Origin of the sequence: Nonomuraea sp. CA-143628 (assembly GCF_050942315.1) — a bacterium.
Lineage (GTDB): Bacteria > Actinomycetota > Actinomycetes > Streptosporangiales > Streptosporangiaceae > Nonomuraea.
In genome coordinates, this window is the sequence record NZ_CP192072.1 from 11320683 (window position 1) to 11344159 (window position 23477).

General features: G+C 69.0%; 21 protein-coding genes. 8 read left to right on the top strand and 13 right to left on the bottom strand.

Features of this window, described 5'->3' with window-relative positions; translation table 11 throughout:
• The first annotated feature begins 59 nt into the window (after window positions 1-59).
• Together ACQP2T_RS51140 and ACQP2T_RS51145 are read left to right on the top strand one after the other, a co-directional pair.
• Window positions 60-521, top strand: a complete 462-nt coding sequence (locus ACQP2T_RS51140) for a calmodulin-binding protein (RefSeq protein ID WP_433512049.1) — start codon at window positions 60-62, stop codon at window positions 519-521.
• Window positions 522-818: 297 nt separating this feature from the next.
• The gene (locus ACQP2T_RS51145) at window positions 819-1793 is read left to right on the top strand and encodes a rhomboid family intramembrane serine protease (RefSeq protein WP_433512050.1); all 975 of its coding nucleotides are present in this window, start codon (window positions 819-821) and stop codon (window positions 1791-1793) included.
• Between the two features lie 61 nt (window positions 1794-1854).
• Here the strand turns inward: ACQP2T_RS51145 and ACQP2T_RS51150 are convergent, their stop codons facing one another.
• Both ACQP2T_RS51150 and ACQP2T_RS51155 read right to left on the bottom strand, forming a co-directional pair.
• Window positions 1855-2064: a DUF397 domain-containing protein gene (locus tag ACQP2T_RS51150; RefSeq protein WP_433512051.1), complete on the bottom strand. Its 210-nt coding sequence runs from the start codon at window positions 2062-2064 to the stop codon at window positions 1855-1857.
• Window positions 2054-2815: a helix-turn-helix domain-containing protein gene (locus ACQP2T_RS51155; protein WP_433512052.1), complete on the bottom strand. Its 762-nt coding sequence runs from the start codon at window positions 2813-2815 to the stop codon at window positions 2054-2056. Before ACQP2T_RS51155 ends, ACQP2T_RS51150 begins: the two co-directional genes overlap by 11 nt.
• 330 nt (window positions 2816-3145) lie before the next feature.
• Between ACQP2T_RS51155 and ACQP2T_RS51160 the strand changes: the two genes are divergently transcribed.
• The 3 genes from ACQP2T_RS51160 (at window position 3146) to ACQP2T_RS51170 (ending at window position 4886) form a co-directional block, all read left to right on the top strand.
• Window positions 3146-3448, top strand: coding sequence for an ATP-binding protein (locus ACQP2T_RS51160; RefSeq protein WP_433519938.1), 303 nt, complete (start codon window positions 3146-3148; stop codon window positions 3446-3448).
• 253 nt (window positions 3449-3701) lie between these two features.
• Window positions 3702-4466: an SDR family NAD(P)-dependent oxidoreductase gene (locus ACQP2T_RS51165; RefSeq protein ID WP_433512053.1), complete on the top strand. Its 765-nt coding sequence runs from the start codon at window positions 3702-3704 to the stop codon at window positions 4464-4466.
• A gap of 9 nt (window positions 4467-4475) precedes the next feature.
• Complete coding sequence (locus ACQP2T_RS51170) at window positions 4476-4886, top strand: MerR family transcriptional regulator (protein ID WP_433512054.1); 411 nt, start codon at window positions 4476-4478, stop codon at window positions 4884-4886.
• 437 nt (window positions 4887-5323) lie between these two features.
• Here the strand turns inward: ACQP2T_RS51170 and ACQP2T_RS51175 are convergent, their stop codons facing one another.
• The 9 genes from ACQP2T_RS51175 to ACQP2T_RS51215 form a co-directional block, all read right to left on the bottom strand.
• Window positions 5324-6463, bottom strand: a complete 1140-nt coding sequence (locus tag ACQP2T_RS51175; RefSeq protein WP_433512055.1) for a lanthionine synthetase LanC family protein — start codon at window positions 6461-6463, stop codon at window positions 5324-5326.
• 26 nt (window positions 6464-6489) lie between these two features.
• The gene (locus ACQP2T_RS51180; protein WP_433512056.1) at window positions 6490-6615 is read right to left on the bottom strand and encodes a hypothetical protein; all 126 of its coding nucleotides are present in this window, start codon (window positions 6613-6615) and stop codon (window positions 6490-6492) included.
• Window positions 6616-6670: 55 nt separating this feature from the next.
• Window positions 6671-9235 (bottom strand): class IV lanthionine synthetase LanL, encoded by a 2565-nt coding sequence (lanL, locus tag ACQP2T_RS51185; RefSeq protein ID WP_433512057.1) that lies wholly within the window; start codon window positions 9233-9235, stop codon window positions 6671-6673.
• Between the two features lie 154 nt (window positions 9236-9389).
• Window positions 9390-10526 (bottom strand): hypothetical protein, encoded by a 1137-nt coding sequence (locus tag ACQP2T_RS51190; protein ID WP_433512058.1) that lies wholly within the window; start codon window positions 10524-10526, stop codon window positions 9390-9392.
• A 380-nt stretch (window positions 10527-10906) separates the two neighbouring features.
• Window positions 10907-12907 (bottom strand): zinc ribbon domain-containing protein, encoded by a 2001-nt coding sequence (locus ACQP2T_RS51195; protein ID WP_433512059.1) that lies wholly within the window; start codon window positions 12905-12907, stop codon window positions 10907-10909.
• 825 nt (window positions 12908-13732) lie between these two features.
• On the bottom strand, window positions 13733-14980 hold the full coding sequence (locus ACQP2T_RS51200) for a hypothetical protein (protein WP_433512060.1): 1248 nt from the start codon (window positions 14978-14980) through the stop codon (window positions 13733-13735).
• Between the two features lie 51 nt (window positions 14981-15031).
• Window positions 15032-15712, bottom strand: a complete 681-nt coding sequence (locus ACQP2T_RS51205; protein WP_433512061.1) for a TetR/AcrR family transcriptional regulator — start codon at window positions 15710-15712, stop codon at window positions 15032-15034.
• Between the two features lie 52 nt (window positions 15713-15764).
• Window positions 15765-17519 (bottom strand): GMC family oxidoreductase, encoded by a 1755-nt coding sequence (locus tag ACQP2T_RS51210; RefSeq protein WP_433512062.1) that lies wholly within the window; start codon window positions 17517-17519, stop codon window positions 15765-15767.
• Window positions 17520-18278 (bottom strand): gluconate 2-dehydrogenase subunit 3 family protein, encoded by a 759-nt coding sequence (locus ACQP2T_RS51215; RefSeq protein ID WP_433512063.1) that lies wholly within the window; start codon window positions 18276-18278, stop codon window positions 17520-17522.
• A gap of 151 nt (window positions 18279-18429) precedes the next feature.
• Between ACQP2T_RS51215 and ACQP2T_RS51220 the strand changes: the two genes are divergently transcribed.
• Together ACQP2T_RS51220 and ACQP2T_RS51225 are read left to right on the top strand one after the other, a co-directional pair.
• Window positions 18430-18924, top strand: a complete 495-nt coding sequence (locus ACQP2T_RS51220) for a DUF1772 domain-containing protein (protein ID WP_433512064.1) — start codon at window positions 18430-18432, stop codon at window positions 18922-18924.
• A gap of 78 nt (window positions 18925-19002) precedes the next feature.
• Window positions 19003-19944: a hypothetical protein gene (locus ACQP2T_RS51225; RefSeq protein WP_433512065.1), complete on the top strand. Its 942-nt coding sequence runs from the start codon at window positions 19003-19005 to the stop codon at window positions 19942-19944.
• A 14-nt stretch (window positions 19945-19958) separates the two neighbouring features.
• Here the strand turns inward: ACQP2T_RS51225 and ACQP2T_RS51230 are convergent, their stop codons facing one another.
• Both ACQP2T_RS51230 and ACQP2T_RS51235 read right to left on the bottom strand, forming a co-directional pair.
• Entirely contained in the window at window positions 19959-21299 is a 1341-nt protein-coding gene (locus tag ACQP2T_RS51230; protein ID WP_433512066.1) for a 6-phospho-beta-glucosidase, read from the bottom strand.
• Between the two features lie 46 nt (window positions 21300-21345).
• The gene (locus ACQP2T_RS51235; protein WP_433512067.1) at window positions 21346-22104 is read right to left on the bottom strand and encodes a DeoR/GlpR family DNA-binding transcription regulator; all 759 of its coding nucleotides are present in this window, start codon (window positions 22102-22104) and stop codon (window positions 21346-21348) included.
• 131 nt (window positions 22105-22235) lie between these two features.
• Here ACQP2T_RS51235 and ACQP2T_RS51240 point away from each other — a divergent pair, with 131 nt between their 5' ends.
• Entirely contained in the window at window positions 22236-23477 is a 1242-nt protein-coding gene (locus ACQP2T_RS51240; RefSeq protein WP_433512068.1) for a PfkB family carbohydrate kinase, read from the top strand.

Consider the following 23477-nt stretch of genomic DNA (forward strand, 5'->3'; position numbering starts at 1 on the left):
AGTTATTCAGATACTTTCAGTGACTGTCGCAGGTCCCCGCCCCAGACACTGGAGGTCTCATGACAGGAACCGTCCGCAGGATCGGCCTCTCGCTCGTCGCAGCGGCACTCGCCGTCCTGACCGCGGCCGCTCCGGCCACGGCGACAACGTCGAGCCGCTCGGCACGGCAGGCCGAGCCCGCGGCCTACTTCGTCGTGACCGACATCACCCGTGAACACTTCGTCATCCAGCTCACCGACCCCGGCAAGATCCAGCACGCCCGGGACCTCATCAGCGGCGCTACGCATGACCGGCCCCACGTCATCGGGAGAATCCTGAAGAGGCCCGCCCCGTACAACCCCCGCTGGAGCTACCACTACAACCCTGACACGATCGACTTCTTCGACGCGGCCATCGAAGTGTGCGACGCCACCTTCCCCTATGTTGAGGATCATCTGGACGAGGCGGGCGGCGCGTTCCTGCCCGGGCTCGTGTTCTGCCCGTGGACGTCGCGGCTGGTCCAAGAACTGCCCGCAGCCTGACCACGCCCACCATCACCCGTCAACCAGGCCGATTCCTGCTGCGGCCATGACCAGGAGGCCACCGAGCAGCCCATAGCCGTCGGCCAGATGTCGTCGGCAAGTCCGATGAGCCTCCTGTTCGGGTCTTCGAAGCCGGCTCCGCCCACCACGATGAGTACGTCGTGGTGGGCGCGATGCCCACGGAAGGAGCCTAAACAGACCGAATCGGATCACAATCGATTTGATTAATAAAACGCCTATATACCGGCAATTCGATACTCTCGCTCTCCGCCGGAACCGTCGAAGGTGTGGAGTGACGTGGAAGAGCAGATTTCCGAGGTGCCGACCTGCTACAGGCACTCCAAGAGCGAGACCTATGTCCGCTGCACGCGCTGCGACCGCTACATTTGCCCCGACTGTATGCGGGACGCGGCCGTGGGTCATCAGTGCGTCGAATGCGTACGTGAGGGCAACAAGTCGGTACGGCAGGCCAGGACCGTCTTCGGTGGCAAAGTGTCCGCCGTTCCGGTGGTCACCTACGCCCTGATCGCCATCATCGTCCTGGCCTACGCCGGCGAGATCGCCATGCCCTCGATCGTGGACCGGCTGGACGGCCTGGGCATCGGACTGCTGGGCGCGGACGGACAGTACTACGTTTACGAGAGCGACACCGGTCTAACGCCCATTGGTGTGGCCGCCGGCGAGTGGTACCGGCTCATCACGGCCAATTTCCTGCACCTGCAACCCACTGAGGGCGGTTTCGGCATCCTGCACATCGTCTTCAACCTGTACTGGTTGTGGACCCTGGGCCGGGCGGTCGAGGAGATGCTGGGCAGGCTGCGCTTCGTCGGGCTCTACCTGCTGGCGGCCGTGGGCAGTTCGGTCTTCGAGTACCTCATCTCCCCCGACACGGAAGCGGTCGGTGCGTCGGGAGCGATCTTCGGGTTGGCGGCCGCGTACTTCGTTTTCAGCCGGCGGCTTGGCCACGACCCGCTTGGGGGCGGTCGGCTCATCATGTTCTTCCTGATCTGGCTGGTGATCTCGGCCGGGTTCACCTCCTGGGAGGGACATCTCGGTGGGCTCATCGTGGGTGGCGCGACCGCGCTCGCTCTGGCTTATCTGCCGCGCAAATACCACCTTGCCGCGATGGGTGCGATGCTCGTTTTGCTCGCCGTCTTGGTGGCGGTGAAGACCCACGACCTCGGCCTGTTGTGGTCCAGCGGTAGTTCGTTGAATCAAGGCGATGCGGAAGCGTATGTGCGGGGGCTTCCAGGTGAAGTAGCCAGGCAATGACGAAGCCCAAGCCGTGTCCACAGGGGGCCCACCCGACCGGGCAGGCCCCCTGCCGGTCTTGCTAGAAGTCGAACTCTCCCTTGGACATCCCGTCCCGGAAGGCATCCCATTCAGCCTGTGTGTACACCAGGACAGGCCCTTCCGGATGCCGACTGTGCCGCACTCCCACACGCCCACCGCTCAGGGGGGCGACCTCGACACAGTTGCCTCCGTTACCGCCGCTGGCCGTTGCCTTTCGCCAGACAGCGGCGACCAACTCCCTATCGGTCATGACTTTCCACCACCCTCTGAATGATCTTCTCGGTCTCGTAGATGGGTTGCGCAAGAGCGGACAGCACCTCCCATCGCTCGCCTAGCTTCCGGAGCATTTCTGTCTGGTGCGTGACCTCGCCGCTCTCGACGCTGTCGATGTAGCCAGTCTGCGTACCGTCGTCAGTGTCGGCTATCGCGAATGCGCTGACCAATCCAGCCGTAGCCCCCGACGCCAGGGGAATCACCCGAACCGTAATGCATGGACGGGCCATCAGAGCAAGCAGATTTGCCAGCTGCGCTCTCATCACCTCGCGTCCGCCGACCTCCCGCCACAAGACGCTCTCATCCAGGATGACGGAGAGGGTAGGTGGAGTGACCCGAGACAAGATTGCCTGACGTTGGAGCCGAACCTTGACCTCCTCTTCTACCTCGGCGGGTAGTGCCCCCGGTTCGCCCTGAAAGATCGCCCTGGCGTAGTCGGCCGTCTGGAGGAGACCGGGGATCAACGCCAGTTCGTAGACCCGGATGAATCGCGCCGCTTGCTCGGCTGCCGGCCATTTCCTGAACCACTTCTGGCCCAAGCCCCTGATCGGGGGCAGCAGCTCCAGCAGTTCGCCATGCAGCCCCAGTGCCCTTTCGAGCTGCCGGGTGAACGGTTCGGTGGGCAGCCGGGTGCCTCGCTCAACCGCACCTATCAAGCTCTCACTACAGGGAAGGAGCGGCGCGAGACGGGCGTGAGTGAGATCCTTTGCTGTTCGATACTTCCGCATTCGTGCCCGATATTCCTCGCTGGCGTTTCTCGCAGCTTTATTCCCATCTTCCGACATATCACACCCTTTCTCCGCCGCTTGCACACCCGTACGTACAGAGACAACCACAGGCTGTGAAGCTTTTGGAGGGGAATTCCGGAAGACATCAGCATCGACCATGGCCATGCTTGGGACAGGTAACCGCACAAACACAAGAGATCTGTACGTTCCGAGGTGGCCATGCGAGCAGCTGTGTCAGACCCCCCGTACGCAGGTGTCAAGGTATGGACGACGAGCGAGGTGGAATCCCACCGGATTCCCTCGCTGGCCCGCCGCGAACTCGCAGAATGGATGGGCTCGGACCATCCCACTCTTCCCGACCTTCAGGAAATAGCCTCAGAACTACTCACCAATGCCATCATTCACGCCAACGCCATATGGGGCAGGATGCACCTGATTCCCGAATCGGGCTTTTGGCGATTGACCATCACCGATCCCGGAAACTCCAGCGAAACTCCACGCGCCCGCCGGCCTCGACCGGACGAGACGGGAGGGCGCGGACTCCTGGTCGTGGACGCCCTCACCAACGGCCAATGGGATACCCACCGCAGCCCAGTTGGCGAACGCGTCGTATGGGCGCTGCTGCCTCGCTAGACATCCCCACGGCCGGTACGACGGTGCCTCTACCTGCCGTGGGGTGCAGACCTCCCTTGACCCCCCAGGGAGGAGAAGGCCCCCAGACGCGCATCCGCCGCAGCGTTCCGTCTGGGGGCCTTTCCCAGCCGCCACGTCGTACTGGCTTTCCGACCGCCGCGTTGTAGCCCAGGGGCGAGCCGCCATTTTGACCTTGACCCCCAGGTCAGCCTTTAGCGTCGCGGTCACTCACCTGCGGACAGAGAGGACACTCATGGACGGCCTGGCAGGCAAGGGCGTGGTCATCACCGGAGGCGGCACGGGGATCGGCCGTGCCACGGCTCACCAGTTCGCCGCTGAGGGCGCGCGGGTGCTCGTCGTCGGTCGCACCGCCGCGCGCCTGGAGGAGACCGCTGCCGCGCACCCCTCGATCAGTACCTTCACCGCGGACGGCGCCGCAGCCGATGGGCCCGAGCGCATCGTCGAGGCGGCGGTGGAGCGGCTGGGGCGGATCGATGTCCTGGTCAACAACGCCGCGATCACCCGGCCCGCCGCGCTCGGGACGATCGATCGCCGTACCGCCGAAGAGCAGATCGCCACGAACCTGCTCGCTCCCCTCTTCCTGGCCCAGGCCGCCCTGCCGCACCTGACCGCCGCGAAAGGGACGATCGTGAACGTGTCCTCCAACCCGCCCTCGTACGGCTGGCCGGACAACTCGGTCTACGGCTCGACCAAGGTCGCCCTCGACTTCCTGACGGCCACCTGGGCGGTCGAGCTCGCGCCCAAGGGTGTGCGGGTCGTGTCCGTGGCGCCCGGCATCACCGCCACACCCGTGCTGGCGCACGCCGGATTCACCCAGGAGCAGATCGCCGCCTCGGGCGCGGGACTCATCGGACGCATCCCGCTCGGGCGCATCGCCCAGCCCGGCGAGATCGCCTGGTGGATCGTGAACGTGGCGCGGCCCGAGGCCGGGTATCTCACCGGCACGGTGGTTCGCGTTGACGGCGGCCTCTCCGTGGCAGCAGGACATAAGGCATAAACTGCCACGGTGCTGATCGGGGAGCTGGCGCGAGCGAGCGGCGTCACCGTCCGGGCCCTGCGCTATTACGAGCAGCAGGGCCTGCTTGAGCCGGAACGGGCCGTCAACGGCTATCGGCAGTACGACGGCAGCGCGGTGGCCAAGGTCCGCAACATTCAGCTTCTGCTGTCGAACGGCTTCACCGCCCAGGATGTGCGCGGCTTCCTGCCCTGCCTGGACGATGGCGAGGTCTCGCTTGGACCGGCTTGCCCGCCCAGTGTGGAAGCGGTGAGCAGAAAGGTCGCGGCCCTGGAGGAGCGGATCGCCGAGCTGAGCGCCGTACGAGATCGGCTCGTGCAGGCTCTGACCGGCAACGCGACGACCCAGCAACCTGGGACCATCGCTCGCCACCCCGCCTACACCCGTCCCGCTCACGAATAGCGTCACACCATCTGAGGTGACGGGCGACCGGCCCGAGAGCGACCAGCGAATGTACGCCATACCGGCCACCGTGATGATGATCGCGACCAGCGTCGCCGGGATGATGGCGAACAGCGGTCGGTAGTTGTGCCGTCGACGACAGCCCGGATAGACCCTGCTCGTCGCACTACCTGCGCCCGTCGGCGCCCGGTTCGCCCCCGGCGGATCGACGGTCGAGCACGACACCGGCTCCCGCTGCCGACTCACGCTCGGTGCGTGGTCATGGGCAGGACTGCTCCTGACCTTCGACGCTGACGTCACGGGCATCGAACCGGCAGAGCTCAGGCAGGTGCTGCGCTCCTTGCGCACCCGCATCGACGAAGGACTCAGGCGCACTATGTGAGTTCACTCTGGCGGATGGCTCCCGAGGGAAGGGTACGCAGCAGGCGCCTGCCCGCTCATGCCAGCAGGAGTGCGCGGTCCCACAGTGGTGGTTGTGTCGTGGTGGCGGCCAGCAGTGCGAGTACGGCGCCCGCTGCGCCCCCGAGGAATCCCGCCTGTTGCAGTGCCGGGTCGCGGAGCGCGAGAAGTTGCCCGACGAGCGTGTCCGCGGCCGCTTGGAAGGCGGGGTCCGCTGTGTCATGGGCGAAGCGCAGGGTGATCTGCAGGAGGCCGGCCAGTCCGTGGCACAGGCCCGCGGTGGTGTCGATTCGGCGTTCTGAGGCCGGACGGCGGAGTGCGGCCTTCAGAGCGGCGCAGGCGAGTTCGCGCAAGACCTGGTCGTCGAGAGCCGTGCCGGCAAGCCACAGAGCGCGGGCGATGCCGGGGCTGCCCTGGCACCATGAGGCGCGGGCGTGGCCCGGATAGCTGGGTGGGGCGGGCCAGTTGGTTCCCCAGGCGTCCTCGGTGCGGGCGCCGGTCAGGGCGGTGGCGAGGCGCTGGACGGCGTCGCGCTGGTTCGGGACCTCGATGCCCGCCCGCAGTGCCAGGGAGAGCAGCGCGAGAAGTCCGGCCGTACCGTGTGCGATTCCGTGGTCCGGGAGTGGGGGTGTGCTGCTCAAGGTGGTGAGGATGGTGCGCAGTATTTCGGCGCGCTGTGGATCGTCGGTGTGGCTCAGCAGGCAGGCGCCGGTGCCGGTCAGGCCCGAGATGAGATCCAGGGTGCGGCGATTGGTCGAATCCGCCGGAAGCCGGGCGTGTGTGGCTGCCGCAGTCAGGCAGCCGGGGGGCCAAGGACGTTGGAGCGTTGTCGCGGCGAACGAGAGTCCGCCGAGACCGCTGAAGAGGCCGTGCGTCCGCGGGCTGGTGTGTGCGCTTCCTCGTACAGCGGCGGCCAGGTAGCCGTCCGCCATCGTCCGCCATCCCTGTCCCGGTCGGCAGCGGTCCAGTTGGTCGAACGCCAGGGCCAAACCGGGCCCGCCGGCACCGAGGTCGTGCGGGACCGCCCGGGGGGACGGTCGTGGCCGACCGGCTAGGGCGTCGACTGCTTTTCGCCCGGCGCCGACGGTCCCTGCGGACACCGCCGGTGCCCAGACCATGCCGGAACCCCGCAACGGCAGCGGAGCCGCCGCGTTCGTGCCGGGCTGCGAAACAGGCATGATCTGGGCTGTCTACATGTCGCCGGTCAGTCCGAGCAGAAGTCGGTCCACTCGTAGCTGTGGTGGCCGGTGTCGCAGCACATCATCGGCTCCAGTGGCTGCTGCTCGGTGCTCTCGGGCAGTTCCTGCAGTTCCAGGACGGCGCTCTCCATGAGGTTTCCTCTTTCTGGTGTCGGTTCTCTGGGTGTGAGGTGGTGCTGTGTCCGGTCAGTCGACCAGCCACGAACGAGGTCCGCCGCACTGCAGGCGGAGAAGGAAGTCGAGGACACCGGCCAGTCCGACGTTGTAACTGGCGCAGACGTCCCGGAGGGTGTCGTCGGGTATCAGCAGGCGGCCGTCCCGCCGCACCGCACGGACGGCCAAGCAGGCTGCCAACTCGCGGGCCTGGACCAGGTACTGTTCCTCACCGATGGCGGTGTGCAGGTCGAGCAGCAACTCGGCATTGCCCGCGACTCCATGGCAGCTGCCGGGGCCCATCCGCCATCGGTCCCGCATCACGGCGGTCGCCGAGCCCTCGGCGTGCTGCCGGAATCGCGTCTCGCCGCTTGCGTGCCAGGCGCGGACCAGGAAGGTGCCGATGCCGGAGGCACCGTTGCACCAGTAATTCAGACCGATCCGTTCCGTGGCACCGGGTCCTTTGGGCCACAACGCGAGATCTCCCTGCCACGTGGTGAGGGCGCACAGCGCGTGCGCCCCGGCCAGCGCGATCTCGGCGAGTTCCGGGCGGTCCAGTACGCGGCCTGCGGCGAGGAGGAAGGTGGCGTTTCCGGCAACTCCATGGCCGAAGCCGTAGTGGGAAGAGCCGGACAGTTCATCACGCGCTGGTGCGGTGAGGGGCCAGTGCACGCCCTTTCCGGCACCCAGCAGCGTCAGGAGGCGGTCAGCGCATTGTGATGTCCGCTGGAGGAGCCGGGGATCGCCACTGGCTCGGCCGAGGTGGAGCAGCGCGGTCCCAGCGCCGGCCAGACCGTGGCAGACGTCGGTGCGCCTGGTGTCCAACGGGATGGTCAGGGCGTACTCCACGGCGCGCTCGGCCAGTTCTTGGTCGCCAAGCGTTCGCGCAGCCTCGTACAGTGCCCAGGCGCTCCCAGATCGGCCGAAGTACAGGCCGGGTAGCACCCGGTCAGGTGCCGCGAGTCGCTTGTCCAGCCACCGGGCCGCCGTCCGCAGCGTCGGCTCGACCTCGTGGTGGCCGCAGCGCACGGCACGGGCCAGGACGGCGAGAATCCCTCCCGCCCCCATCTGGACGTTGCACGGGTCTCCGGAGGGCAGTGAGCGCGGCGCGGGCCAGAGGTACTCGTGTCCGGGGGTGATGGTGTCGGCGAGGAACGCCAGCCCGTCGGCGAGCAGCCGGGCAACCGGGGGGATGGCTGCCTTCGGCAGGGCGCTGGGGGGACTGCTGTGCGAGGGCGCGCTGAGGAACTCGCGTGCGCGAGTGAGGGTCCAGCGTTCGGCCGAGGGTGCGGTGAGCCCGAGGACAAGCGGTGCCAGAGCGTGCAGGGCGGGCAGGTCCACTGCGGCCGAGGCGACGATCGCCGTGATCCGCTCCGCGTTCGGCCGGGCCGGAGGGGAGTCTGCGGCGAGGACCGGACTGATGCCGCTGGTGGCATGCAGCAGCGTCGCGCCCAGGCTGTAGCAGTCGGCCTCGTATCCGGGGGCCGGGGGGTGCGGGCGGGTGACGTCACCGGACTTCTCGGCCGGGGCGTCCAGGTACTCGGGGTCGGCGAACCCGCGGGTGCCGGCGACCCGCGCCGGTGTGCCGGCGTGGATCGCGCACTCCAGATCGACCAGCACCGGCTGGTCCTGCGGTGTCATCACCACGTTGCTCGGCTTGAAGTCGCGCAGTACCAGGCCCTCGGCGTGCACTTCGGCGATGAGCCGTGCGAGGTCGCCGGCGAGCTGCCACGCCTGCTCCACCGTGATCCCCCGGCCGCTCTCCAGGCGGTCGGCCGTCCACTGCTGCAAGCTGATGCCCTCGACCAGGTCCTCGGCGAGGAAGAGATGCCCGCCACTGTCAAAGAGGCCGCGCGGGGCCGGGGCGATCGCGCGCGGTACGAGCAGTTCCAGGATCCTCGCCTCGTGCCGCAGCCAGTCTCGCGCATCCGTGCCGTCTCTGTCAGCGCCGACATGGGGGCGGGCCTCCTTCAACAGGACGTCGTCACCCGTAACCCGGTCACGGGCCCGATACACACCACCGCGGTTGGAATGCCGGATCGCCTCGCTGACCTCGTACCGGTCGGCCAGCAGCACTGACGCACCGGGCCGCCGTCCAGGAACACCTGGCGCCGGCACGGGGAACGGGCTGCCCGCCCAGGGCGGCGCCCAGAACCACGGGCTGCGCTCGTCGACCACGAACGAACCATCAGGTGCGCGCAGCCGTCCCTCGTAGAACCCATCGTCATTCAGCTCACGTGGCCGAGAGAAGCAGCCGAACCGGTAGTGCACCAGACTGCCCGGCTCGAAGCGGCGGTCCGACAAGATCGCGGGCCCCTTCAGGCCCCGTGTGGCGGTATGCAGCGCCGCCGCCAGAATCCGCAGCTGACTGTCATCAGACGGGTAGGCGGTAATGAACTTCCCCGACGACGCGCGTGCAGCGTCCGGTGCGTTCAGTTCAGCGGTCACCCGGGGAGTGGCGGCGAACTTGAACGCACAGCCATGCCTGACGAGAACCTGCCCGGCGCGCTCCAGCACCCGGGGCGCCGACACCCCGGTGGCGGCCACATGCAGCTTCCATCCCTGCCGCCGGGAGACGTGGTGCGACGGGGTCACCATGCACCAGGGATCACCATGCACGACTCGCCACCGTGTCGCGCTGCCAGATCGCGCAAGAATACTCTCCAGAATCGACTGGTAACTCTGTGTCACAATTTGAGTGTGCCATACGACCCCCTTCACGCAAAGGCCGGCAGATAGGGCTGAAGCGTTCTCATGTTGCAAGGGGCCGGTTCCGGCGCACCATGTGGCCGGCCCGATCACCGGCGCCTTGGCCGCAGTGGCGGCACTGGCCCCGGCGGCGCAGGTGATAGGCCAAGGCCGCGGCGGCCAGCGCACCTCCCCAGATCGGCCAGAACGTCTCCGGCAGCCAGGCACCCCACTCCGCCATGGAGAACCGGCCCGCGATCGCCCCACGGATGTACGTCATACCGGCCACCGTGATGATGATCGCGACCAGCGTCGCCGGGATGATGGCGAGCAGCGGCGGCACGCGCTTGCCCCTCAGGCCGAGGATCCAGCGCGGGAAGACCTCGCCCCAGCGCTGCGCCAGCCCGAGAGTGAGCACGCCGCCGCCCGCGCCGAAGGTGGCGAGGTAGGCACCGGCCAGCCAGATGCCGGGAGCGTCACGGGCGCCTTCGACGAGGAACTCCTTGCTCACCCCCAGCGGGATACCGAGCGCCCAGCACCACCGGGTCGCGCAGTAGACCAGCGGTACGGTGGCGGCGATGTAGACGGCCCGGCGTCCCCACCGAGCCGCCGCCTCGGGCGCGGTCCAGCCGTCCTGGCCGGTACGCCCGCACGTACCGCATGCCTCACGGCGACGCCGCTGATAGGCGAGCGCCGCGGCGGCCAGCAGCAGTCCGCCCAGCACGCACACGAGCTGGTTGACCACCGGCCACGGCCAGGCATCGGCCAGGGTGGTGCCGCCCACGTTCAGGTCGAAGAGCGGCGCGACGGCCAGCAACGGGCTGTAGGCCACGCCCATCATGAGGCGGGAGTCGGGGATCACGACGATCAGTACGGCCGCCGAGGGCCAGGCCAGGAGCAGGGGCGCGAGGGAGGCCACGCCCCGCCCGCCTTGGCCGGTACGGGCCAGCGTCAGTGCGAGGATCGCGCCGAGCACGCCGAACGCGGCGATCCACCACCCGCCGGGACGCGGGGTCGCACCGGCGAGGATGGACAGCGCCCCGTCCAGATCGGGGTCGGAAGCTCCCCACGGGAAGCCGGGCGCGCCGAGTGCCCAGGCCATGCCGAGCAGGCCGTAGCCCAGAGACCACAGGGCCGCCGCGTAGGCCGACCACGCGGGCCAGCGCGAGATCAGGGATCGTGGGGTTGTCGTCATTGCCATGCGACCAGCCTGCTGGCCGGGGTCGATCCGGCCCATGTGCCATTCGGCCGATCTTTGCCCTGTTCCGGGGCTGCGAGTATGCCGTTCGGCAGAGGCGGGCGCCGCTGGAGCTCGCGTTCAGGCTCTCGACGCGTAGTGAGCGTCGAATCCAATGTCGGTAACCCTTTCGCCTGGACCGACGTGGATGCTTTCCCCCCTGCATCCGCTTTCTCGCCAAATGTTGTGTGCGAACAAGGTGTTGTTGATCACCGATCTGGCGGCGAATGAGCTACCGAGGCAAAGGCCAAGTGGAACTGACCGATTAACATCCAAGGTTCCGTTGAAGTCGGTGTCGTCGTAGAAGCACAGCGTCTTGAATTCCCTGTGGTTCCCTGAAGGAATCAGGCAACTCGGACAGGCGTAGCCTGCTTTGGGCCGCCCCCGTGCTCGGCAAGCTTGAGCACGGGGGTGGCTTTGGCGTGGTGGAAGCCGGTCCGATGGTGGGAATTCCTGACATGCCCTGTCCGGTATGGCTGGTGCCGTCCCGGCTTGGGTGCATGGCCCGCCGGACGCTGTCCACCGCTGGCAGGCGGTGGGGCGGGCACCGTGCGCCGGTCGGGCACACGGCTGAAAGTCATCGGGTTGTCTCGTGAATTGTTTCGTGAGTTGGCCGGGGTACGGGTGGGCCGTTTCGGGGTGGGACGGTTCTTGGACCGGTCGCGCGCCGCCGGGCGGGGGTGCAGGTCTGATCCGGTGCGGCGAGCGCGCCGGGCCGCCCGGGTGGGCCTGCGTCGCGGTCGGGCGCGGGCGACGTTGCCCTCCACGATGGTGGCGATGGTGCGCACGCCGGTGGAGCGGTGGGTGCGGGTGGCGTTTTGGCCGAGCAGACCGCGGGCGAGGATCCGCTCGGCCGCTGCCCAGTCCCGGTCACACGACAGGCCGCAGGCCGGGCAGTACGCCCACCTCCAGCCCCGCTCGCCGAGCCGATCCGGAGCCGGGCCATGCGTGAGCACCGACGTACCCTGGCCGCAGCGGGGGCAGTAGCGGGAGGTGCCGCGCGCCGGGACGGTGACCACCGCGATGGCGTGCTTGGCGGCCAGGTGCCGGATCGCTTCGACGATCTTCCCGCGCACCTGGCCCGACAGGCGCGCGTTCACGCTCCCCCGGCGGCCGCGTGCCTCCAGGGTGGCCAGGTCTTCCAGGTAGAGGACCGTCGCCCCGGCGGTCACGGCGTGGTCGACCGCCCAGCGTGCCGCTGACCAGGCCAGCGCCTTGTTCAGGTTCCGGATGCGGGCGCACAGCCGCTCATGTTCGACCCCGAGCACCTGCCGGGCCGTACGCAACGCGACGTGGCGGGAGTCAGCGGGCGTGATGTCGGCCAGGAGCCTTTCCAGATGCCGGTGTTTGGCGGCCAGGTGCTCACGCTCGGCTCGCAATCGGTGCAGCTTGGCCGAGATGCCGCTCGCGTCGTAGGCGAACGGCCGCCCATCACTGAGCACCCGCCCACCGGCCAGACGCCCCGCCACGCCGGCCAGCACCGTGTTGAGGCCCCAGTCGAAGCCGCACCCGACCGCATGACCGGTAGCGGGCGCGAAACCGATCGGGATCTTGAACGGTAGATCGACGCGCACCCGTCCCTTGGCCACCCGCACGGTGGGGGCGCACAACGTCGCTTCCGGCGGCACCGTCGGCGGCAAGCCGACGGGCAGCACATGCCACGCCCAGTCCTTGGCGGACACGGGGAACTCCACCAGCGGGAGCCGCACCCGCAACCGGGCGCTGCCGCCGCTGGTGCGCTGCAGGGTGAGCAGTTGCCGGTCGGCCGCCGCAAGCACGGTCTGGGCCGCAACGTTCGGCGGCTCCTCCAGGTCGGTCAGATCGGCCGGGAACACCTCATGCGCGTCGAGATAGGCGCGAACCTGCCGGGTCCGGTTCCGGACGTCCGCCGCCGTCACCCCGTCCGGCAGCAGCGCGCGCAGCGCGTCCCATTCGGCATCGGTGCGCGCACCCGTATCCTGCGGCCAGGTCGCCACGATCGCCGCCACCAGCCGACGCCGATGCAGCGCCAGCCGCAACAGGCGAGCGGCCTGCTCTTGGGCGCACCGCAGCACCCGATCGCACACATGCACACCCGAGGGCGGACTCACGGCCCAGCCGAGCCTGCGCAGGGCCATCCAGCCCTTCGACGGCAACGCCCGCCCGTCCAACCCTGCCCCGGACGCCAAAGCGTCCAGATCAACCGCATTCCACCGGGCCGCGACCAAGCAGGCGGTCAGGTCGCCTGTCAGGTCGCTCAGCCAGGCCACCCGCCGCACCAGCAGGCCCTGCGAAACAACCTCACCACTCGCCTCCACCACCGCCGCGTAGGCGGTGCACGAGGCGGTCGCGGTGAGCTCACTCATGCACCGCTCCCGCCTCGGGAGCAGGCCGAAGGGGATGAACCGCGCTGGAATCGGCCGCCACCTGAGCACTGAGCACCGCTCGACGGCCGGCGACCACACGCCGGCACGAAGGTGCCGGCCAGGCGGCGGTCGCGGCAACAGATGCACCACACGCTCAGCCCGTCGCGATCGGCGGGGAACCGGTATGCCCGCATGCCCGCACCCCCGCTCCTCCGCAACGCAACCTCACGATCGGTAACTGAAAGATTACCATCGGTTGGCCCTGGCGGGTAGAACACATGAACGACAACGCTCGAATCTGCCCGCCTGGCCGAACCAGCCACGACCCGCCATGCTGCGGGCGTGCAGGCTCAGCAGCGCCGCAGTCAACCGGTTCGGCGAACGCCTCACCGAACCATGACCCGCCCCGCGATGGTCCCGCTCGACCCGGCCAACGCCACCGACCAGAAGGAAACCCGGACAGATCATGGCGGATGTTCAGGTTTTCATAGCGAATATGAGCAGCAGATCACACCCTGGACTGGGGGCATGCTGCGGCGGTCGGGCCGGCATGTGCCTGCTGGGATTGTGGGTGAACTGAGGGGGCCATCGTTGACACCGCCGAAGCGGACGACGTGCTGAAGAGCCCGCTGAACATGGTGACGACGGGCAGGAGCGCCAACATCGTGGATCTGCGCATCTTGCTCTCCTATGCAGTCCCGGAGGTCATCCGCCGAACTGGCGATGATCCACCCTGTCAGCCTCCACAGTCACCCGAGCAGTGCGCGCGACGGCATACCCAGATCTCGGGGTTGCCGCGGGTACAACGCGAGCACCAACCGCAGTTCAGCGGCGGTCTCGGCGCATTTCGTGGCGTTGCCGCAGATAGAGGCCGAGCAGCAGCCCCACCCCGACCGCCACCACGGCCACCGTCAAGCCGTAGATCCCCCAGTACTGCCCGGCGAACATCGACACCCGCACATCCACCTCACGGGCGTTCACCCCGAAGAAGGTGAGCACCAAGGTCACCGGTATCGCCACCGTGGACACGAACCCGACCGCCACCGTCCACCGCAGCCGCCGGTCCTCGTCCGCCCGCCGCTCCAGGCTCTCGATCGAGGTCAGCTCGGCTCTGATCGCCCGGGCGAGCCGTTCGAGCATGCGCGCCACGTTCTCCGCCTTGCCCACCAGCCCCATCGTCGAGTAGAGGGCGTCGTGGTAGCCCGCCACCCGCAACGACGGCACCATCATCCCGAGGTCGGCCGTCGCCTCGACGCTGTAGCTGAGGTCCAGCTCCAGGTCGCCGAGCTGGTCGGTCAGTGACTCCAGGCTCCGCCGCCGCTCCCGCGTGTCCTGCCAGCCCCGGTCGCGGCCGCGGAACGCCTCCACCGCCTGGTAGGCCACCGACCGGATCTCGCGCAGCCGCGCCGCGCTCGCCACGCCCTGCACGGCGGACAGGAAGATGCCGTCCTCCACGTACTTCGGCTGACCGCAGAGCACGCTGACGTACGGGCCCACGGCGGCGGTCGTCTCCGGGCGCCGGTTCAGCTCGCTCGGGTACGTGATCGTGCTGAACTCTTCCCGCTCCGGGAGATCGCCACGGTAGATCACCCGCTGGACCAGGTCGTCGGACGTCTCGGGCGGGAGCTGGGAGCTGAAGGCGAGCTGGTGGCGTTCGGGGAAGAACCCGCCGGTGCCGCCCGCCAGCTCCGCGGCCACCTCCTCCAGCGAGCGGCCGTCGATCTTCAGATCGGCGTAGAAGCAGTCCTCCAGCAGATCGACCGTGTCGGCCAGCTCATCCTCGACGTCCAGGGTCAGCACGGCCACGATCTGCGTGGACGGCACCGCGAACAGCCACAACCGGGCACTCGCGAGCGGCCGGTCCCAGCTCTCGAACTCGATCTTGTGGTGGTCGAGAGCCAGCTTGTGCAGGACCTGAGGGGTCGCCGAGCCGGTGAAGTAGGTTTCCGGCCGCCCGAGCCGGGGCCGCTCGCCCGCCGACGCCGCCTCCGCGCCGTCCGTCATATGCCAGGGTGTGGCGAAGATGTTGGTTAGTCGTACGCCCTGCTCTGGACGGATGCCGAACAACGTCACGACCTCGAGGGTATCGCGGGGATCCGCACGGTCACCACGAGGCCGCCGCCGTCACGTCATGGAGGCGCCTGGCGGCCTTTCGCGGCGCGCGGGGCTCACCGTGGCGGCCAGGCCGGCGACCGGCGTGTCGAGGATCGTCCGGCGTCCGGCGCCGATGAGGAGCTGTTGAAGGCCGTCCGCGACGACCTGGTCGGGATGACGAGGATCGAGGTGGAGGAAGGTGACCGAGGTCATCAGGCCGATGGCGAGCTGGGCCAGGACGTGAGCCTCGGCGCGGGAGAGTTCGGGGCGTACCCGTACGACCGCGTCCGTCCACAGCCAGAGGTAATCCTGATGTCCCCCACCGATGCGCTCGCGCACGTCGTCGGACAGGTTGCGGCGCTCCTCCAGCCAGATCATGGCCAAGCCGGGACGCTGGACGCACAAGGCCGCGTAGCTCTTGAGCAGATATTCCAGGGCGGCGGCCGGAGGCAGAGCGGCGGCCTCGGCGGTGTCGTGCTCCATCTGCTGGAAGGAGACGTCGAGAACAGCGGTCAGCAGATCCTCCTTGTTGGCGAAATGCCGGTAGACCGCCGGGCCGCTGATCCCCGCCGCCGCCCCCACGTCGGTCGTGGAGGTGTTCCGGTAGCCGAATCTGTGAAACAGGTCCAGCGCCGCGTCGATGAGCATCTCCCTGCGCGGCGTCCGCCCCGGCGGACGCCCTCCGCGACGCGTCTTCCCCTGCTCAGCCATGGACGCGACGTTACCAATCAGCCACCCGGATCCGAGATCCGCTCCCGACCGGCTACACGAGCGGGCCGGGGTTCTCGCGATACTCACGGATGCCCTCCGCCGCGCGGTAGGCGAGCGCGCCTACCGTCCCGGTCGGGTTGTAGCCGGGATTCTGCGGGAAGGCCGACGCGCCGACCACGAACACATTCGGGAAGTCCCACATCTGCAGGTAGCTGTTGACGGCCGAGGTGCGCGAATCGGATCCCATGATGACGCCGCCGGTGTTGTGCGTGGACTGGTACGGCGCGGCGTCGTAGTGCTCGGACAGGACGCCGCCACCGACGACGACGTCGGCGTGCATGGACTCCGCGATCTCCTTCACCTTCTCGCCCAGGTAGGCGACCATCTTGCGCTCGTTGGCCTGCCAGTCGAAGGTGATGCGTAGCAGCGGCAGTCCGTAGGCGTCCCGGTAGGTCGGGTCGAGGTCCAGGTAGTGGCCCCGGTAGGCCGGGCTCTCCCCCTGGGCACCGATGATCAGCGAGTGCGTGTAGTACGTACGGATCGCCCGCTTCCACTCCTGACCCCACGTCGGCGTGCCGGGCGGCGCGAGGACCCCGGTGATGGGGAGCGCCGGGTTGCTGCCGGCCTTCACCAGGCCGCCGCCGATGAAGCCCAGGCCGGTGTGGTCGAAGTTGTCGCCGTTGAGGTCGTCGATGGCGACCGCGTTCCCGCACGCGGTCATGTACGGCTTGAAGTCCTTGTCCTTGAAGTAAGCCAGAGCGCCGGCCCCGTCGGACTGGTAGCAGTAGTTCTTGCCGATGACCCCCTTCCCGGTGGCGGGATCGTAGGGCGCGCCCATCTTGGACAGCAGCAGCAGCCGGCAGTTGTTCAGCGTGAACGCGGTGAGCAGGACGATGTCGGCGGGCTGCTCGCGCACGGTCCCGGACGCGTCGTAGTAGCGCACGCCCGTGGCCCGCTCGCCGTCGTGCAGGATCTCGATCACGGTGGCGTTCGTGCGCAGCTCCAACCGGCCGGTCTTCCGCGCTTCGGGGATGACGGTCACGGTCGGATCGCTCTTGGCGCCGATCTCGCAGCCGAAGTGCCCGGTGAAGCCGCAGTAGGTGCACGACGGGCGGGAGATGCCCGCCGGGTTGGTGTACGGCCGGGACAGCGCACCCGCGGGCCCGGGGAAGGGCTGGTAGCCCAGCTCGGCCGCCGCCTTGCGGAACAGGGACCCGGCGTAGGACTCCAGTTGCGGGGGAAGGGGGAAGTCCCGCCTGCGCGGGCCCTCGAACGGGTTGCCACCGGGCATCTTCTTCCCCTTGATGTTGCCCGCCTTGCCGGTGATGCCGGCCATGTACTCGAATCGGTCGTAGTACGGTTCCAGCTCGTCGTGGGTGATCCCCCAGTCCTGGATGGACATGTCATCGGGGATGGCCTTCGCCCCGTAGCGCTCGACCGTACGGCTGCGCATCTCGAAGTCGCGCGGGTTGAAGCGCCACGTCTGCCCGGCCCAGGAGACGCCCGAGCCGCCGACTCCGGAGGCGGGGGCGAAGGATCCCATGCGGCGGATCGGCAGGGCGCGCTCGCGCAGGTCGTGGCGGAGCGTCCACGTCTCGGCCGCGACGTTCTGCGCGAGCTCGCGATCGACCGCGTAGCGCACCTCGTCGTGGCCGTGGGCGAAGTCCTCGGTGCCGCGTTCCCCACCACGCTCCAGACCCACCACGGTCATTCCGGCCTTGGTCAGCTCGGCGGCGAGGATCCCGCCCGCCCAGCCCATACCGACACAGACCGCGTCCACCTTCGGCAGCACCGTTCGCGGGGCCATTTACTGAATTCCTTTCGGGGACACGGTGTACGGCTTGTTCCATCGGCCGATGTGTTCGAAGTACCGATCGCCGTAGGCCATGGGGTCACCGGGGAAGCCCACCCATCGCCAGCCGATCATGTCGCGGTTGCCGCCGTTCACGGGGTCGCAGAACAGGCCCTCGGTGACGTTCTTCAGGAACATCGCGAAGAACGCCGCGGAGGTGAACCCGTGCTCGCCGCTCGCCAGCCCGAGATCGACCTCGCCCTTCTCCATCGCGGCCAGCACCTTGTCCTGCTGCTCGGCGAGCAGCTCGGTGAACGCTTTGCCCTTGAAGTTCGCGCGGCAGTACGTGTCGATCCGTGACAGTGCGAGTTTGTACACCTCACGCGGCGTGAGCGGGAGCTGGTAGCCGTGCCCGCCGTGATCCGGCTCGTGGAAGGGCCCCCGCAGATACAGTCGGTCGCCGTTGCCCCATCCACCGGCCAGCCGGCCGTCGATGTAGTGGGTCACACCGGCCTCACGCGCGCCGGGCCCCTGTTCGTCGGCGGGAAAGACGCGTTCCGCCATGGCTGTCACGGTCGCCGCCTCGGCGTCTGTGAACGCCCGCAGCGGAGGAATCGGGGTGACCGGCACCTCTCGCACCTGGGGCTCCGCGCCCGTCGCCAGCGTGATTCCGACGCCGATGGCGCCACCGGCGGCCAGTCCCCCGGCACCGGTCAGCAGGTTGCGGCGCGATGGCCCCCGCCGTTCGTCCGTGGGGCGATCCTCATTGATCATGAAATTATGTTATTTCGGATTAACTTATTTGGCAAACACGCCAACCCGCAGCGCATCGTGCTCACGCGCGACAGTCGCGCGAAAGGGTCACGACAGGGGCCGCTTGTTATCCTCAACAAGCCACGAACCCCCCGTATCCCCAGGAGTACCCATGGACGTGCTGCGGGTTGTCTCGCTGATGGCCGCCACGATGACGATGGGGCTGGTGGCCGGTGTCTTCGGCCTTTACGCGCACACCGTCATGCCCGGCCTGGCCAAGACCGACGACCGTACCTTCGTCGGCGCGTTCCAGGCGATGGACCGGGCCATCATCAACCCGTGGTTCATGGGCGGCGGCTTCCTGGGCGCGCTGATCTTCACCGTGGTCGCCACGATCACCCACATCGGGCGGCCCGAGCTGCCATGGGTCGCGGTCGCGCTCGTCCTCTACATCGTCACGTTCGTCATCACGATCGCGATCAACGTGCCGATGAACGACGCGCTCAAGGCGGCCGGCGACCCCGACTCCATCGCCGACCTCGCCGCGGTCCGCGCGCGCTTCGACGAGGCCCGGTGGGTGGGCTGGAACCTCGTCCGCGTTCTCGGCTCCACGACCGCCTTCGGCCTGCTGGCCTGGGCGCTCGTCGTACACGGCAAGTCGAGCTGATCAAAGCGGAATCCACCCAGAGCGGCGGTGCCCGAGAGTAATCTTCCGGCAACAGCCAGTTGCCAGGAGGCCCCCACCGTGTACTCCTCCCCCGCCCGGCGGCCGTTGACCGACGAGTCGATCGATCGGCTTCTTGAGGGCGTGGCCGAGATCGCCGAGCATGCCGTGACCGACCACGCCACCGCGGAAAAGCACTACCGCGACTCCCTCAGCCTCGCCGAACGGGTGCGCCAGCAAGACTCCTCATCCGGCCGGGTGGCCAGCGGGACCAGGCTCGAACCGCTGGTGTCGCTCATCGTCCAGCGGGTGCTCCTCGCCGAGAGCATGGTCGACGAGCACGAGGAGGCCGCCCAGAAGTTCATCGCCTGGTGGGTCGACCTCGCGGTCTGCGCGGTGATGGCGCTGCTCACCGGCCTTCCGCTGACCCGCGGACGCGCGGCGGCCGGCGATCCGAGCTCGTGCATGTGCCCGGCCGAACTCGCCTGCCTGCCCCCCATACCCGAAGACGACCGTCGACTGGCCGAGCTCGCCGGCAGCATGGATCAGTGCTGGACTCCGGAGGGCATCCCGGTCGGCGGCAAGGCGTTCGCGGCAGAGCTCGGGCTGATCCTCCAGCGTGACGCCGAGGGCAATCCGATGCTCGTCGAGGACGGGACTCCGGAGGGGCGGCGGCAGCGCCTGTGGGGCGAGACGTGGCGCAAGCACCGGATGCCGCTCCTGCCGGAGACCGACGACCTCGTCCAGGCCCTGACCGCTTCCGGTGTCGCTCCGCCCATGGTGGACAACGTCCGCTTCGCCTCCAGGGCCGTGGAGATCGCCGTCGCGGCCAAGGAACGCGCCTGGGAGCTGTCCGATGAATGGGACGGCGCGCAATCGCCAGAAGAGAGCGACCTCGTCGACTCCCTGTGGGAGCAGGCGGATGAATTGCCCCATCTGCTCTCCGCCTACGCCCGCGTCCTGACCGCGCTCCTGCCCACGCTTCGCGCGCTCGGAAACGTGCCCGAACAGCGCCGCGACTGACCGAAGGACGGGTGCTACGGGTGAAGGACGGCGGCCAGCTCCGGGATGCGGGCCCGGTAGCCGTCGAGCAGCTTGCGTGCCGTGCCGACCGAGTCGACCAGGGGGTGCAGGGCGAACGCCTCGACGGCCAGACGGGACGAGCCCGACAGGGCGGCCTCGATGGTCGTCTGCTCGACCGCCTTCACCTGTTGTACGAGTCCAAGGAAACGGCCGGGCAGCGGGCGGGTGGCCAAGGGCCGGACTCCGGAGCCGTCCACCGCGCAGGGGATCTCGACGACCGCCTCCTCGGGCAGCCCGGCCACCGCCCCGCCGTTGCGGACGTTGAGGATCATGGTGGAGGGCTCGCCACGCGCGATGGCGCCCACCAGGGCGAGCGCGATGCCTTCGTAGCCGCCCGCCTCCAGGTCGACGGCGTCGCGCTCACCGGCGTCGGTGATCTCCCGAGTGTCCGCCATGTACGACTCGTCGCGCTCCTTGCGTGTCCTGCCCCACTCAGCGAGGGCCTGCTCAGGACGCGCGCGTACGGCCTCGTAGAAGCGATCCTGCTGGCCGAGCAGAGACTCGCCACGGGTCTGCCCGGACATGGCGGCGACGGACTCGCGGGTGAAGTAGTAGTAGTACAGATACTCGTTGGGCAGCGCCCCCAGCGTCCGTACCCAGTCGCCGCCGAAGATCCGGGCCTCCTCGACCCGTCCCAGCGCCGCGTCGTCGGCGAGCAGCTCTGGCAGCACGTCGCGGCCCTGGTAGGTGAGCCCGCGCAGCCAGCCGAGGTGGTTCAGCCCCACGTAGTCGGGCGACACGCGGGACGGGTCGAGCCCGAGAGCGGCGGCGGCCCGGCGGACCAGCCCGATGGGCGAGTCGCAGATGCCGATCACGCGGTCGCCGAGCACGCTCCGCATGGCCTCGGTGATCATGCCGGCCGGGTTGGTGAAGTTGATCACCCACGCCTGGGGCGCGAGGGCGGCCACCCGCTCGGCCACCCGTACGGCGACCGGAATCGTACGCAGGCCGTAGGCGATGCCGCCTGGCCCGGTCGTCTCCTGACCGAGCAGGCCCAGCTCCAGCGCCACCCGCTCATCCGCGGTGCGGCCGGCCAGCCCGCCGACGCGCATCGCCGAGAAGACGAAGGTGGAATCGCGCAGCGCGGTGTCCAGGTCCGTGGTGGTCAGCACCTCGGGCGGGTCGTCGTGCCCGGCGGCGAGCTGCTGGAGCACGTGCCGGATGGCCGCCAGCCTGTCGGCCGACACGTCGTACAGCATCACCTGCTCCACGCGCGGCCTCGCGGTGTCGCGAAGCAGTGCGCCGTAGACCAGCGGGACCCGGAAGCCGCCACCACCGAGAACGGTCAGTCTCATCGCCACCCCTTCATCGCCACCGCTGTCACACGAATCGCCACCGCTCTCACACGACCTGCACTTCGGCACCCGCGGCCGCGCAGTTGCGCAGCGTCGTCTCGTCGGCGCCCGCGTTCGTGACCAGTACGTCGATGTCCTCCGGACCGCACACCCGCAGCGCGCCCGTGCCGGGGAACTTGTGCCGGTCGACCAGTAACACCACCTGGCCCGCCGCCGCGATCATGGCGCGCTTCAGCGGCACCTCGGCGAGCGTGGTGTCGACGAGCTGGCCGTCCGGCCGTACACCGCTCACGCCCAGGAACACCCGGTCGGCGCACACCTGGCGCAGTGCCTCCTCGGTCAGCACGCCGACCAGCGAGTGGTACGGCCGCCGGACCATGCCGCCGAGCAGCAGCAGCTCGACCGCCGGGTCGGCGCGGAGCACGTCGAGGACGGCGAGGCTGGAGGTGACCACGGTGACGCGGCGGCCACGCAACCGGCGGGCCAGTTGCATGGTCGTCGTCCCGATGTCGAGCAGGACCACATCGCCGTCGCGGACGAGCTGCGCGGCGCGGCCGGCCACCGCCTCCTTGTCCTGCTCGTCGACCACCGCCACCTCGGCGAAGGGCCGGTCGGCGTCGGCGTCGACCTCGGCGAGAGCGCCGCCGCGCACCCGCCGCAGCGTGCCGTCGCGGTCGAGCACCTCAAGGTCGCGGCGGATGGTCGACGGACTCACGCCGAGCTGGCTGGCCAGATCGCTCACGCTCGTGGCGCCCGAGAGGCGGACCCGGCGCATGATCTCGGCATGCCTGAGGCGCTGAAGCACGCGGGAATCGTATCAGTCATATTCGCGCAAGTGTGAGCATCTTTGCCCAGAACCTCGCGCGAAACACTTGAAGTGCGCGAGCAAACGTGCAAGATTGCGCACATCTCGCTCTGCCGAGGAGGACTTGTTCTGTGTCTGCCCAGGCGTATGACCCTCTAGCCGATCAGCGAACCCCGGAGGGGCCGCAGTTCGACGTCTTCTTAGCGGGCACGGTCTTCCTCGACATCGTGTTCACCGGCCTGCCCGCGATGCCCGCGGCCGGCACCGAGATCTGGGCCGACGGCATGGGCTCGTGTCCGGGCGGCATCGCCAACCTGGCCATCGCGACCAGCCGGCTGGGCCTGCGCACCTCGCTGGCCGCCGCGTTCGGGGACGACGACTACGCCGACTTCTGCTGGCGTACGCTCGCGGAGCAGGAGTCGGTCGACCTGTCCAGGTCCCGGCGCTTCGAGAACTGGCACTCGCCGGTGACGGTCTCCATGGCCGTCGACCGCGACCGCAGCATGGTCACCCACGGCCACTCCGCTCCCCTGGCGGCCTCGGACATGATCGGCGCCCCGCCCCGCTCCAGGGCGGCGATCGTGACGCTGTCGGCCGAGGAGCCGCTCGGCATGCCGGGCAAGTGCAACTGGGCCGAGAAGGCGCAGCTCGACGGCGCCCTGATCTTCGCCGACGTGGGCTGGGATCCGTCCGGCGCCTGGCCGGCCGCCCTGCTGGAGCAGCTCTCGGTCTGTCACGCGTTCATGCCCAACGCGGTCGAGGCCATGGCCTACACCGGCACCGACAGCCCGCGTGACGCGCTGTACGCGATCGCCGACCGGGTCCCCCTCGCCGTGGTCACCGACGGGGCGAACGGCGCCATGGCCATCGACTCCCTGACGGGCGAGGAGGCGTTCGTCCCGGCTCCACGAGTGACCGCGCTTGACCCGACCGGCGCGGGGGACGTCTTCGGCGCGGGCCTCGTGCTCGGCACCCTGTGCCACTGGCCGCTGGCCGATCGGCTGGCGTTCGCCGGGGTCTGCGCGGCGCTGGCCGTACAGCAGTTCGGCGGCTCGCTGGCCGCGCCCGGCTGGGGGGACATCGCCGACTGGTGGCACGAGGTACGGGCCGCGGCCGGCCACAGCGGCGCCTATGGCGACTCGCTGGCCCGCCGCTACGGCTTCCTCGACAAGCTGGTGCCCACCGACCCGGTGGGCGCCGTGCGCCGGGCGGCCGCCACCATCGCCCGGCAGGCCGATGTGGGGATGGCACTGGGGATGCCGGGTAAGCCACCGGCCAAGACCGCCGCCGGGCCTGAAGGCGCCGCGGACGACGGTCCACCCGACGAGACCGAGGGCCCGAGCACGTCCCGCACGCCTGCGCAAAAGGAGTAA